We start from the raw sequence: 13,522 nt of genomic DNA, 5'->3' as shown, positions 1-13,522 counted from the left end.
GCAAATATGGATATCGGAGTCGGGGAAGTGGCGAAGCGGGCTGGGGTGAAAGTCTCGGCTATTCACTTCTATGAGCAAAAAGGATTGATATCCAGTTGGAGGAACGCTGGAAATCAGAGGCGCTTTCATCGCAGTGTGCTACGCAGAATTGCTGTTATCAAAGCAGCTCAGCAAGTGGGGTTGTCGCTAGAAGAAATCGCCCAAGCTTTGTCACACTTACCCAAACACCAAGCACCAAACAAAAAAGAATGGGATACACTAGCCAGCCGTTGGCACACGATGTTAGAAGACAGAATCCGCCGCTTGCAGGCGCTTCAGAATGACTTGGGTGGGTGCATTGGCTGCGGTTGTTTGTCTTTAGAAAATTGCGCTCTTCGTAATCCCCAAGACCAGCACGGTGAAGAACACAAAGGGGAAAACTGGCTTGGTCACTCGAGTTAATAGCTTAGCCTAAAATCAGTTCTTCGCTGCCTTTTACAAATGGAGTTGTATATGGTCACAGCCGTGTTGCTCGCGGGGTTTATTCAGAGCTTAATCTTACTGGTGTTTTTGTTTTCAAGGTCTCGAACCCAGCCACTCTTCTGGCCATTAACATTGGTTCATGCCGTATTTTCAGCGGATCTTATCTTGCTAATTGCAGAACATGAACAATGGTTGAGCAGCCGATTTAACGCTAGCTGGGCTTTATTGTATCCGGTGTTGTTCTTCTTATTTATTCGAGCTTGTTTAACCCAAGAAAAGATCACACGACGTGCTGCAGTGCACTTTATTCCTTGGTTAGCGATCAGTGCGCTTATCTACGATTTTTCTTTATCCCCAGATTCTGTTGTGATCACTACAAGGCATTGGGTTGCCACGTATTTAATATTGCTTGTCTATCTTATTTACAATGTCGCCGCTATACGAATGGTTTGGCGTTATCAAGTTGAGCAAAAGACCGTTCAAGCAAATCTCAGCCGAGAAAACCTTTGGTTGATGTGGGGCGTATGTGCAGGGTTGATTGTCGCGATTTCAACCATTCCATTACAAGTTGCATTTAACACCGCGCTGCCTCTTCCCCAGTTGTTTGTTAGCTTATTCGTCTTTTTGGTGACGTACCTGTTTTTGGTTAAACCGGAGCTGTTGAATTTCGAGCCACTAGTGCAAACTCCAACGGAAGAATGCAACGCGAGTGAATTGGACATTGAGCTAGGTAAGCAGGTTTCTCTGTTGATGGATAGTAAGCAGCTTTACTTAAAGTCTGATTTGAATTTGCAGTCGTTAGCAGAAGAACTTGGCGTAAAACCCTATTTGTTGACTCAAGTTCTTAACCAACAATTAGGGGTCAAGTTTTATGACCTAGTGAATCAAAAAAGGGTGATTCATGTGTGTGAACTGATTAAGCAAAAGCCCCATAAATCAGTTTTAGATTTGGCATTTGAATCTGGGTTCAGTTCTAAGTCAACATTCAACTCAGCATTTAAGAAATACAAAGAATGTACACCAACCCAGTATAAATCAGCACTTGAACGTCTTAATTAAATAATCCGGACGTCCAAATAAGGCAATCGGACGACGGAATATTACGCCTCCCTCACTATTAGGCTCTCAATCAAGGAGAGCCTTTATGAACGTTAACACTGCTATTTTCATACCTTTCTTTATTGCACTGCCGCTGCTTACAGGGTGTGATGATGAGACGGTATCACCTGTCGAAGATATCAAACGGGTAGTCGACCATGTTTACCCTTCACCGAGCGGTATTTATCGAGTGGGGACTCAAGAATTCGATTTAATCGATTACCGTGAAGATACACTAAACCCGATTCCAGGCGAGATGCGTAAGCTCCATATTAAAGTGTATTACCCAAGTGATACAGAATCAGAACAGTATGAACAATACTTTGATGATGGTGGATACCAAGTCGAATACTTATCCAGTTTTCGCCCTCCCAATGCACCCGTTCATCCACAACAACATGATTTAAATAAGATGCTGTCGTGGTCGGTCAAAAATGCCGACATTGCTGAAATAGACCAAGGTTGGCCAATACTTTTTTACTCTCATGGTTCAATGTTGCTTGAGAAGGACAATGTCGAGTTACTTGAAGATCTCGCGAGTCAAGGGTTTGCCGTTGTAGCAATCAACCATACGTTTGCCTCTGGCATATCGGTTTTTAATGATGGCACCACGGTGAAAGGGTATATACCTGAAGGATCGCACGACGTGAATACAGATAAAGGTAAAGAGTATTTTAATGGTGTTGTCGCGCCGCAAATTACTCAGGATATTTTCACCACGTACCAATGGCTTTTATGGAATCAATGGCGTTTTCAATATCAACTGGATACCTCAAAAATAGGGGCTTTGGGCTACAGCTTAGGTGGCAGTGCAGCGATGAACAGCTGCAAAGCGATTACCGCATGTGTCGCAGCGGCCAATATGGACGGCATTATTTTGGGTGGCGTTGCCGAATCCCCAATGAATAAACCGTTGATGCTCCTGCAAGCAGCCGATCACAATTTAAGCGAAGGCTATGAAGCAAACCAATCCGATACCTATTTGGTGTCCGTCGCAGGCACGAATCATCGCGACTTTACCGATCAAAGCCGATGGAGTGTTGGGTTACCTTCAGGGATAGGGGCAAACGATATTCACGACATTGTTCAAACAAGCATGAGCGGCTTCTTCTCTCACTATTTAAAAGATAAAGAACTGATACTGTCTGAACACCCCAACGTTTCTATTGCCCGTAAAGACGACTAGGTTAATGCACCCAAAAATGGGGCTAGTTGCCCCATTTGATGTTTAGCAATTTTTCTATCGAGATTCTAGTTTCGAAAGTTCATTAAAGCAGCCCATTTTGCTTGATGAAGGTGGTGAGCTTCGTCGCGATGTCTTTGTGTTCGGCTTCTGTTGGGTGCCAAATGCAGCCTTCTAATGGCGATACAAAGGTATGGCTATACAGACCCGTCACACCTTTGCCGTTTAATACGCTAATTGCTTCGTGTGTTGCTGGAATGATGTAGTCGTACGGGTAGGCTGGGCGGGGCATATAAACAATATTGGCATCGTTGTAGCGATATTTCAGTTCCTCGGTGAACTCCACCATACGCTCGACCCAAGCTGTTTTCACTTCATCAATGTTTGCCCATGGTTCGTGAGGCTTTGGATCGGTGCTGAAATCATTGGTGCCAACTTCGATAACAATCAAATCTGGGTGTTTATCTTCAAATTGCTGTACGTTACCAAACACAGCGCCAGATTTATCAGCGTAGTAAGTCACATTATGGAAAGATTGGTTGCCGCCCCAGTTTCGGATTAACCCTAAGCCAGAAAGTGAGACTTGAGTAATACTGGCATCCAGTTGGTCGCCTGTTTGATGAGGGAAAGCCAAACGGGCGTTGGACGTGTTGTACACTTCGTCCCATGTACAGTCACGTTTGTTGGATTCGCTGGCAAACCCAGCACTGATGGAATCCCCGATAAACAGGACATGCGGTTGGTTTTCCCACACACCTTCTAGGAAGCCATCGTGATCGAGCGATACGATTTCAATCATGGCATCGTAGTTTTCTGTTCGTTTAACCACTTCGATGACAACCGTGCTTTTCTCTACACTTTTGAACAGCTCAAATTTTTGGGTTTCATTACCAATATTCGTAACAAGTTTGTGCGATAAGACACCATCGACCAGTACATCAAAATGATCGCCTTTGCCTTTTAAATTGATTGCAAGCTGAGTGCCCGTGAATTTCGTTTTCAGCGCACTGCCCGGGAAGTTGATTTGAACTGTACCCGTAGCGTAGTCCTTGACACTTCTTCCTTCATATTGCACTGCGTAATGCGTCGCCGAATCAGTTTGAGCAAACGTGTAACCAGAGCATACCATACAAGCCAAAAAAGCAATTTTTCTATACATAGCCAATTCCTTTTAGTTACTTATTTATCAATATGTTATCGATGGATAACTTGATCTAACTTAAGGAGCGAAATATTGAGGTTCAATGAAGAAATTATTAAAAGCTAAGTAATTTATTAGATCTATGGTGGGGTTGGCATTCTTTGGAGGTAACGGTGTAGTGGAGCGGCGACATTCCGTTAGGTAAGTCGTGCGGAGAGCGGATTCCCCACACGTAGAATAAATAGGCTAAAGAGCCGATTTTAAAGTTCGAGTATGCGGTGCAACCACTCTGAGATGTCTTTAATTTGGGGCATACAAACTTGATGTTCCATTGGGTAAGTACGCCAATTGGGCTTGTACCCTGCGGCTTCTAAATCGGTTTTCGCTTCTTCGCCCATCGCTGGAAATACAACAGGGTCAAAGGTGCCATGCATGATCTCTATAGGTAAAGATTTGCTGGCTTCTGAGTATTCAATGGAGTCGGATGTCGGGAAATAAGTGGATAGTGCTAACAGGCCCGCTAGTGGTTGGTCAAAGCTTAGTGCTGCATGGTATGCCACCGCGCCACCTTGAGAAAAGCCGGCAAGTATAATGCGGTTTGAAGCGATGCCACGTTCTTGTTCTTGCTTAATTAATTCGACGACTTGATGGGCAGAGTCGATAAGCTGCTGAGAATTTAGTTTTCTCCCTGCACCCATTTCAATGATGTCGTACCACGCTGGCATCACCATTCCACCATTGACGGTAACAGGAATGGAAGGCGAGTGCGGAAAAATAAATCTAACAGGAGCATCGGCTGGCAGTTTTAATTCAGGGAGGATGGCTTCAAAGTCGTGTCCATTTGAGCCAAGACCGTGCAGCCAAATCACACTGGCAGTGGCTTTTGTTGTTGGTTCAACTTCAACGTAGCTAAGCATCTTGATATTCCATATTGGTTTTAAGTTTGGCTCACCTTAACGTTATTTACGGTTGAATGCGATCTTCAATTTTTGCCTTGCAAATTCAGCTCTCGAACTTGAGAACACCCACAACTTCTTCTGATTGTTCGATACTTTTTCTTCCTAAATATCTGGATAAATTTTAACCTGTGCTATGTTGTAGTTGATATTTTAATCAGCAACCCTTGCCGTCGATTGATTGCCTAAAAAGTCCAAAGTGCCTATGAGAAACAGTATATTCATTCGTATAAGACCGATTCTGTTCGCAATTTTTGCGTTTGCGATCAGCCACAACCTATTTTATGTCATGTTGCCGATTCGCCTAAAAGACGGTGGGTTTGATTCCTCTGAAATCGGTTTGGCGATGAGTATGTTCGCTGTTGGAGCAATTTGCGCGGGCTTATTTGGTTCAAAGGTCGTCCTTCGAGTTGGGCATATACGAGCTTTTGCCTCTATGGCTGCCATGCTGGCTATTGTTTCAGTCGTGCACAGTTATTCCAACGACATTTATGTGACGTCGGCGTTAAGGATGATTTCGGGGATCTGCTATGTCACCAGTTTTATTACATTAGAGAGCTGGTTGAATGTACTGAGTGATAGAAGTAACCGTGGCAAGGTATATGGCACTTATCAAATCTGCTTTGCGATTGGTTTCGGTACAGCTCCTTTTTTGATCGCATTTTCAGGCGCTCAGGACCCACGAGTCTTTGGGATTATATCGGTGTTTCTGTGCATCGCCCTCATCATTATGTCGATGAGCCGATTACCCATGCCTGAATTACCGGAAAAAAGCGCGCCGCTTACCATTAAAAAAATGTGGAACTATTCGCCTTCGGGCACGCTTTCTTGTTTTTGTGCTGGTTTGATTAATGCCGCGAGTGTGTCTTTGATTTCTTTATATGCGTATGGAAAGGGCATTTCTGGGATCTGGTTATCGTTGATTTTGGGCTCTTACCAAATGGGTGGCTTGTTGACCCAGTTTCCAACTGGCTGGCTCGCCGACCGATACGACAAACGCGTCGTCGCTTCGGGGCTTATGTTCATGGGAGTCATCAGTAATTCTTTGATCATTCTAGAGAACTACATCCCAATGCCGATCGAAATGCTCGCTGTTCTGTTTTGGATTTCGGGTGGCTCTGGAGTAGCGTTGTTCCCACTCGCGGTAACTCAGGTATTTGATCACATTCAGCCTAAAGAAGCGATGCCAGCAACAAGCACCATGCAAATACTGGTGGGGATTGGCGGGGTAACGGGTCCCATCGTTGCAGGCTATTTGATGAATGAGTTTTCCATTGTTTGGCTTTATTACTACCTCATTGTGGTTCACTTATTTGTCTTTGCTTTCTTATTGTACCGCAAAGTTTTTGTGCGCACTGATACGCTGGAAGCCGTCAGCCAGTATCAAGTGAATGTGCAGCCGATTCCTACGGGAACCGCAGAGTTAGATCCTATGTTGGATTTCAAATACACCGACATTGCCGACCCAGAGCTTAAATTGCTGATCGCGGCACTGGGTCAAAACCCGACAGACCCGGGGGTGTTGTTTCGCACGGCGTTGGAAGGGTCATCGCTTAATGCCAACGATGTCGCCATCAATATTACGATGGCCTATCCCAAGCAATCAGGGGATCTTTTAAGCGAGTTAATCAATCAATATCCGCAGCGAAGGCTCGAGATAGCTTACTCATTACACGACTTTTTCTTACTGCGAAAAGCCAGAATCAATGCTTTGATTTACGAGGCGTTATTGGATGGTGCAGATGAAGAAGAAACCTTGGAGATAGAGCGTATTATTCAAGAGTCGGACGAGAGAGAGCTCGAAAGTGGTGCGGTTGACCAGTAATCTCGGTTGAAATTACTGGGTTTGCGATCGCGGTATTCGACAACGTTTGGGGATTTATCTATAAAAGATTTTTGCGAATGTTAATCACGTTTAGACCCCTCAATATGGAACGCTTATGAACTCGACTATCGACACCATTCTTTCTCACCGTTCAATTCGTGCATTTACTCAAGAAGCCGTGACCAAAGAACAGCTTGATACCATCATTCGGGCAGGCATTGCGGCGTCTTCTTCCAGTTTACTGCAGGTAAACTCCATTATTCGCGTAACTGATCCTGTAAAGCGTGAGGCTTTGGTGACGTTTTCTGGTGGCCAAAAATACGTCGGTTCGGCGCCGGAATTCTTGGTGTTTTGTATTGATTTCCAACGCCATGTTGAATTGAACGAGAACGTTAAACCAGAGTTTACCGAACTGACTCTAATAGGCGCAGTAGATGCCGGAATTATGGCTCAAAATTGCATGTTAGCTGCGGAATCTATGGGGCTGGGTGGTGTATACATTGGCGGATTAAGAAACTGTGCTCAAGAAGTGGATGAACTGCTGGAGTTACCACCTCATACTGCGGTTTTATTTGGAATGTGTTTAGGGCACCCCGACCAAAATCCTGAAGTGAAACCTCGGTTAAGCCCAGATGTGATTTTGCATGAAAACACGTATCAGCCATTAGATAAAAACAAAGTGAGTGAGTACGACCAAACCATGTTGGATTACTACTCAAGCCGAAGCGGTAACAATAAAAGCGTGACGTGGTCAGAGCAAATTACAGGTAAGCTCTCAGGAGAATCTCGACCTCACATTAAGGGCTATTTGAACGGAAAAGGTTTGGCGATTAAGTAATTCTGAAACGTTGAATATCAACATCAAGTGAGCCGCCTTAGTGCGGCTTTTTGTTTGCTTACTTAGAAATAATACCAACAAAGCTGTCTTCACTAATTTAATACCTGACGCTGCGTACCTACTCGATATTGGGGCATTCCATATCACCATCATGTAATAGTGTAACAATGATTGCTAAATTACCCGGTTAACGTTTCTATCAAGGCGTATCGACTTTACTTAGGTAAAAGAAAAAGACTTGGAGATCACGTGTTAACGATAGTGAGAAACGGGGCATTTGTCCGGCTTTGGCTCGGCAGCACAACATCAGAATTTGCGACATGGGGGCTCCCATTTTTGCTTGGCTACGCCATGACCCAAGATATGCTGACGACTGCACAGCTGGGAATTGCGTTGGCATTTCGAACCGGTGGTTTTTTGGTGGGTGTATTGCTTGGAGGCATTTTTGCTGACAGGTATTCGTGCCGAGGTGTTGTGTTCATCGCCAGTTTCATTGCTGCCGTTGGCATCGTGCTTACTCTGCTTTCTTTACCTATCGATACAGATCCGGGTTCTAGCATCAGCCTTTTGATTGCAGGAGCGATACTTTCGGGCTTTGGGCAAGGTGCATGCCGCCCCGCTTTTCAAGCATTGGTTCCCAAAGTTATTGAACCCGAACAATTGCAACCCGCCAATGCCGCAATGAGCCTATCCATTCGTGTGGTGACATTAGCCGGACCGGCTGTAGTAACAGCGCTGGCTATCTGGCAAGGTCTTCACAGTGGATTTGCCCTGCTTATCGCTGGCTGGCTAGTCAGTGCCTTTGTTCCCCCTTGGGTTGCGGAACAAAAAAGACATAGAGGGTCCGATTCGTTGCATGTTTCTTCAATGTGGTTTGATATGCGAGAAGCGCTAGAAGAGGCGAAGTGTCATCCTTGGTTTATAGTCAGTTTGGCAGCGCTAACCATTGTGATTGCCGCTGGGTATTCCGCCACCAGCGTTCTCCTTCCTACGATTTCAAAAGCGAATTTTGGTGATTCTAGCCTTCTCACTTATTCTATGACTGCTTACGCATTGGGCGGGTTGACGGGCGCTGTTCTTCTTGGGCGATTTGCTTTTCACCCTCAAGGCTGGTGGGCCTTAATAGGTCTCGCAGTGTATGGTGTTGTGCCCTTGAGCCTTTTATTTGGTCACTCTGTACTTTTGCCCGTTGTGGCTTATTTTGTTGCGGGTGTCGGCATAGAAATCCTCAATGTTATTTGGTTCTCTTCTTTGCAAAAAGAAGTCCCCAAAGACAAACTAGCCCGTATTTCATCCATTGATTTCCTGTGTTCTTATGGCTTCGCACCATTAGGGCTGTTAGCCATTGCTCCCCTTACTGGGTGGTTTGGAAATACGGCAGTTCTTCTGGGGTGCGGTGTGGTGTGCCTTGTGGCACCGTTGATCGCGATGAAGCAAAAAAGTACGAAGCATTTCAAAGTGGAATGATTGGTAATATGCACTAAAAAGGGATTTACAATGTAAATCCCCTTACTCATTTTCCTTTGTGCTCGGAGGTAAACTTAGCGCGCAAAGTTATTTTTTGATTTCCATATAAATCAAATGCTAGAGCGCATCACAAATGTCTCGTTCGGAAAAGCTGAGTCCCGCGCTTTGTGTAACTTCGCACTTTATGTCTTTATCAGAACTGACAAGGGTTGCTTTATCAAGTTTAATCCATGTCCCCTGTGCACCAACCAACTTAATGATCGTATTAGAAACAACATTATTCGTATCAGTACTATATTTGATAGTAAAACCATGAGTCTCACCACCTGCTGATATAGTAGAACTAAACGCTAAGATTGGATCGGTATACTTGAAGTCAATATTTTTGAAAGACAGTAATTCCTCGGCTTTATTTTCATCTGTAATGCTAAAGAATCCACTGAGGGTGTACGCGCTCCCTGCCTTAGAATAGTTAAGCTTGCCGTTAACCTTGATATTTAGATCGTGCGATAAGCTACAGCTATTGATTGATAGGCTACCGTTGTTGGTATGTTCATTACCGCTAGTTGTTAAAACAACATCTCCTGAACTGTTGAAACACGATGTAGTTTTATCCAATTGATTTGTTGCGGGAGAAACTCCCTGGCTTCCATTGTTCCGAAAACTATTGGCCACGTTAAGAGCAGTATCAAAATCAATATTGCCAATGCCAGTAGACATATTGTTTATGCTTTCTGCGGTGATTTTTGTTTTGCCATTACTGGACGTTGTTGATACACCATCACCACTGCCGCCTCCACCACATGCTGTTAGTAAGAGAGATGAAGAGATGAGGAGAGCGAGCTTTTTCATTTTTGAAGTCCTTTTGTGTTGAGCTCCCAATGTTAATGCATCTTATTTCTTATGGTTAGATGCGCTTTATAAATTTGCGAGCTAAACGACGGACGGTAAACTTCTATTTAATCAGTATTTTATGCTTTAATTTGTTCGTATCTCTATTCTTCTACATGGTTAGGCTCACCATAAAATCGAATTACAGATTGGGTGATATAGGTGTCCAAGAGCTGATTGAATTTTGTTATATCAGAGGTATCAATGGTTTGCGCTTTTACTTTTAGCGTGGTGCGGATATGCATCCTATTCTCTGATACTTTTTCCACTGTGCGCTTCATGGAGCCGAACTCGTGAGTGAAATCAAGCTCGGGTGGCAAGTCGGTCACTGTCCATAATGAGTTTGTGTCATAGTTAAATTCCGACACCATACTTAACCCAGGGAAATGCTCGTTGTAGCGTTCGTTACTCAGTTTCAAATCAGACAACTCATCTCGAATCCATGCGTCATTTTCCGTATATACCAGAGCTTTACCTACCTCAAGAAAAGGGGATAGCGTGGCATCGGACGAAATGGTCATACTCTCTGTCATAGCGTCGATATTGTTTACATGAAATTTGGGTTTTCCAAGATCCGATACGACATCTTGATATTCCTGATAATTGTTCTCATATACCTGCGTGAACTCGCATCAAAGGGGTATTCCCCCTAATGAGTATGACGGAATTGGTCTTGCCGGATAAAGTGATCGATTTGATTTGGAAGGTAGTGGTTGTAAATCATGCTGGTGTGGCTAGATTTGGTTTGTAAATGATCGGTCATGCCTTCAATTTGTGTTTCTTCTACCGTCACAGTGCCATCAGATAACGTATCGTTACCCATTAACAATAAAGGTCGCATGCCAAGGGGGATTGTTCCGGCAATACTGCCCAATTTTTGTGGGTAGCCCCATACATCGTCGTGCTTTTTCAATCCAAATTCGGGTGCGTTACCTAACATAGCACCCAGACCTAGCTCTTGAATTTTGCAAATAATAGATGCCCCTTTAAGTGGCGAGCCAACGGCAACGACATGGGAAACAAGCGAAGGCGAAGGGGAGCGAGAGGCTAAGTAGTTTTTAATCACCACGCCACCAAGGCTGTGCCCGACCAGCACATTTTTTTGTGTTCGATCTAGTGCTGAATCAATTGAGTGGAATAATTTATCTTCATCGATAGAAACGGAGTTATAGCTGATAACTTGGGTTTCATACCCGAGTTTTCTAAGGCGTTGGCTCAGCGGCTGCATGACCAAACCGTGCATATATAAGCCATGTAAAATGATGATTTTCATTGCGGTCTCCTGTACTCCTGCTTCGTTATCGATACTAGATTTAGAGTAACTAGATCGTCACATCGATGCCTTGCCTGAAAACCAAGTAACTCTTGCTGAACCCGTCATCATGAGGGTATCTGGGTATATTATTATGCTTCAAATTGGGTATAAAATCTGTGATGTTGTAGGTAAGTCAACCGTTTAAAGTGAACAGTTTCCCTTCCAGATTACCGAGCTATCAATGTTTCAACGTGGTGCTGGAGTAGAGAACGGCTTGCTGACTCTCCATTCACACTCTTACCGATGTTGATTTCCAGCTTTGACCAAAATCGTTTGGGTAGGTGAGTGAACGCATGCCCATCTTTATGTGAGAAAAACGACCCCCAAAGCCCTTTCAATGCAACAGGGACAACAGGTACAGGATTACTTGCCAAAATACGTTCCACGCCCGGTCTGAATTCGTTTACCTGTCCATTTTTAGTGATGCGCCCTTCTGGAAAGATGCACACTAATTGACCTTGATTTAATGCTTTATCTATTTGATCAAAAGCTTGGTTGTAGGTTTTTAAGCACTGCTTCGGAGAGCAGATAGGGATGACACCGGCATGACGGAAAAAGTATTTAAGAACGGGGAGCTCACTTAAACTCTTGTCCATTACGAAGCGAATTGGTCGATTCGCCAAACCCATAAGAATCAGTGCGTCTATGTAGCTGACGTGGTTAGCCACGATCAGTGCAGCTCCATTTTGCGGAATGTGTTTTTTGCCATTTACGCGGATACGATAAAGCAAGCGGCTGAATAGAGAGCTGATGAGTCTTAGATAAGTGTGCATGTAAACCTCACAGACTGCTTTTAGAAATAGACAGTATTTTAAAAATGACCACTGCCTTAAGAAATGAACAGTGCCTTAGTGCATGAGGCTAATGTGCTGTATTAATACCGGATTTAAAATGTAAACAATTAAAGTTACATAATGCGTAACTTTTTGGCTCAATTATGGTTACTTTTTGGGTCTCTCGTGTCGTTTAAACTGCGGGAGGCTCCAATGACGAATTCCAACGATCATCGATGTTCCATGGCGATCTTCCAAGTTCAGTTCACCATCATCACGGCAGGCGGTGTAAAAATCGGAAACGAGTTTATCGATGCGCTTCTGAATTTTCTTATTACTAGGGATAGACATTAAACCCGTTGCCATCATCAGTTTTTCATCTTCACCAGAAAAGTGACTGCGGAAAAATTCGTCTTGAACTTGTTGTTGGAAAAAGCGCTGAATAGGTCCGCCAGCAATCCATGAGAACGTGGGAGAGAGCTTAAGTTTTAGCCTATTGTTTGGAAGCAGCTCGATGATATCCAATTTATCCAATTGGACGAGGTATTTAATAAGCTCAGGTTGAGTGAATTCATATTGATTAAGAATTTCTTCAAACTGATAGCCGTTCACAACACAAACCGCCACCAGTAATAACGCTTTGTCATCGACGAGTTGTTTTTCTTGTTCATAAGTTAATGCAGTAAGTGCCTGCGTTGGCGATGCAAGTTTAAACAGTTCGGCCATATCCATACCAATCAATTCACAAATGGCGTTCAAGCGTTCCAAACTGATTTGATTACCAGTGGCAAGTAAGCGCTTGACGGAGCCTTCAGTGAGGGACAGGGCTTGGGCTACATCTGTGTATTTAACTCCACTGATTTTAAGTTGGCGCTTGAGCTCTGTGATGACTTTATCTGTTTCAGACATGTTTATTCCGCTTCGTTTTGCAGTTGCAAGAGGTAACTTTTCATAAATGCCACGCGTTTTTGAGCTTCTTTTTTCGCTGATAGGGTATTCATTGTTTCTGCAATTTTGAACAGCTTCACCTCAAAATGATCGATGGTATAGCGTTTATCATCAAGTGGTCGATGTTGGGCAAACATGTCATCAGGGTGATATAAATCTGAACCGAACGTGCTGCTGACTTGAATGCACCGAGTTACTCCAATGGCACCCAACGCATCTAACCTGTCTGCATCCTGAACCACTTTGGCTTCTTTGGTTTTGGGTGTGAGTCCCGCACTGAAACTGTGCGCCATAATGGCGTGGTGAATTTCGTCTAAGTAATGCGATGGGTATTCGATGGAGCGCAAAAACTCGCACGCTTTGTCTGCGGCTATCTGAGCACTTAAATGACGTTCTGGATGATCTTTAGGGTAGGTGAAGCAGTCGTGTAGATAAGCGGCAGGTAAAACAATATTGATGTCGGCTTGTTCTTTGTCTGCCAGCGACTTCGCTGTTTTGACGACTCGAAAAATATGCTGCAGGTCGTGGGCAGCGTCGGTGACCATTTCTTTTGTTATGAATTCAATGCAGTCTTTTTCGTATTTTAACGCGAGGCTCATGGGTGCTCATCTACTTGAAAGTGGTG

General features: G+C 44.0%; 13 protein-coding genes and 1 pseudogene. 6 read left to right on the top strand and 8 right to left on the bottom strand.

Annotated features, from left to right (window positions below; translation table 11 throughout):
• Positions 1 to 6: 6 nt before the first annotated feature.
• The 3 genes from soxR (at position 7) to CW749_RS09740 (ending at position 2,746) form a co-directional block, all read left to right on the top strand.
• Complete coding sequence (soxR, locus tag CW749_RS09750; RefSeq protein WP_101111834.1) at positions 7 to 441, top strand: redox-sensitive transcriptional activator SoxR; 435 nt, start codon at positions 7 to 9, stop codon at positions 439 to 441.
• A 51-nt stretch (positions 442 to 492) separates the two neighbouring features.
• Entirely contained in the window at positions 493 to 1,521 is a 1,029-nt protein-coding gene (locus CW749_RS09745) for a helix-turn-helix domain-containing protein (protein WP_101111833.1), read from the top strand.
• A gap of 85 nt (positions 1,522 to 1,606) precedes the next feature.
• A complete protein-coding gene (locus CW749_RS09740) occupies positions 1,607 to 2,746 on the top strand; it encodes a hypothetical protein (RefSeq protein WP_101111832.1) in 1,140 nt (379 codons plus the stop codon).
• 82 nt (positions 2,747 to 2,828) lie between these two features.
• Here CW749_RS09740 and CW749_RS09735 read toward each other — a convergent pair whose 3' ends face one another.
• Together CW749_RS09735 and CW749_RS09730 are read right to left on the bottom strand one after the other, a co-directional pair.
• Positions 2,829 to 3,902: an SGNH/GDSL hydrolase family protein gene (locus CW749_RS09735; RefSeq protein ID WP_101111831.1), complete on the bottom strand. Its 1,074-nt coding sequence runs from the start codon at positions 3,900 to 3,902 to the stop codon at positions 2,829 to 2,831.
• Between the two features lie 242 nt (positions 3,903 to 4,144).
• Positions 4,145 to 4,801 carry a carboxylesterase gene (locus tag CW749_RS09730; RefSeq protein ID WP_101111830.1) on the bottom strand — a complete coding sequence of 219 codons (657 nt, stop codon included), beginning with the start codon at positions 4,799 to 4,801 and terminating at the stop codon, positions 4,145 to 4,147.
• Positions 4,802 to 5,045: 244 nt separating this feature from the next.
• Between CW749_RS09730 and CW749_RS09725 the strand changes: the two genes are divergently transcribed.
• The 3 genes from CW749_RS09725 to CW749_RS09715 all read left to right on the top strand — a co-directional run bounded on the left by CW749_RS09725 (position 5,046) and on the right by CW749_RS09715 (position 8,970).
• A complete protein-coding gene (locus tag CW749_RS09725) occupies positions 5,046 to 6,665 on the top strand; it encodes an MFS transporter (protein WP_101111829.1) in 1,620 nt (539 codons plus the stop codon).
• A 115-nt stretch (positions 6,666 to 6,780) separates the two neighbouring features.
• Positions 6,781 to 7,503: an oxygen-insensitive NADPH nitroreductase gene (gene nfsA, locus CW749_RS09720; protein ID WP_101111828.1), complete on the top strand. Its 723-nt coding sequence runs from the start codon at positions 6,781 to 6,783 to the stop codon at positions 7,501 to 7,503.
• Positions 7,504 to 7,674: 171 nt separating this feature from the next.
• The gene (locus CW749_RS09715) at positions 7,675 to 8,970 is read left to right on the top strand and encodes an MFS transporter (RefSeq protein ID WP_101111827.1); all 1,296 of its coding nucleotides are present in this window, start codon (positions 7,675 to 7,677) and stop codon (positions 8,968 to 8,970) included.
• 117 nt (positions 8,971 to 9,087) lie between these two features.
• Here the strand turns inward: CW749_RS09715 and CW749_RS09710 are convergent, their stop codons facing one another.
• From CW749_RS09710 to CW749_RS09685, 6 genes and pseudogenes are all read right to left on the bottom strand, one after another.
• Complete coding sequence (locus CW749_RS09710; RefSeq protein WP_101111826.1) at positions 9,088 to 9,822, bottom strand: hypothetical protein; 735 nt, start codon at positions 9,820 to 9,822, stop codon at positions 9,088 to 9,090.
• 143 nt (positions 9,823 to 9,965) lie between these two features.
• Entirely contained in the window at positions 9,966 to 10,382 is a 417-nt protein-coding gene (locus CW749_RS09705) for a hypothetical protein (RefSeq protein ID WP_145997844.1), read from the bottom strand.
• 128 nt (positions 10,383 to 10,510) lie between these two features.
• Positions 10,511 to 11,134: a cobinamide adenolsyltransferase gene (locus CW749_RS09700; protein WP_101111824.1), complete on the bottom strand. Its 624-nt coding sequence runs from the start codon at positions 11,132 to 11,134 to the stop codon at positions 10,511 to 10,513.
• A gap of 209 nt (positions 11,135 to 11,343) precedes the next feature.
• Positions 11,344 to 11,934 (bottom strand): annotated as a pseudogene (locus CW749_RS09695) (1-acyl-sn-glycerol-3-phosphate acyltransferase); the annotation flags it as partial.
• 183 nt (positions 11,935 to 12,117) lie between these two features.
• Positions 12,118 to 12,858 carry a helix-turn-helix transcriptional regulator gene (locus CW749_RS09690; protein ID WP_101111822.1) on the bottom strand — a complete coding sequence of 247 codons (741 nt, stop codon included), beginning with the start codon at positions 12,856 to 12,858 and terminating at the stop codon, positions 12,118 to 12,120.
• Positions 12,859 to 12,860: 2 nt separating this feature from the next.
• The gene (locus CW749_RS09685; protein WP_101111821.1) at positions 12,861 to 13,496 is read right to left on the bottom strand and encodes an HD domain-containing protein; all 636 of its coding nucleotides are present in this window, start codon (positions 13,494 to 13,496) and stop codon (positions 12,861 to 12,863) included.
• Positions 13,497 to 13,522 lie beyond the last annotated feature (26 nt).

Origin of the sequence: Vibrio sp. vnigr-6D03, assembly GCF_002835515.1 — a bacterium.
In the GTDB taxonomy this organism is placed as follows: domain Bacteria; phylum Pseudomonadota; class Gammaproteobacteria; order Enterobacterales; family Vibrionaceae; genus Vibrio; species Vibrio penaeicida.
The sequence above is the reverse complement of the archived record's forward strand: the minus strand, read 5'-3'. Positions and strand labels throughout refer to the sequence as shown.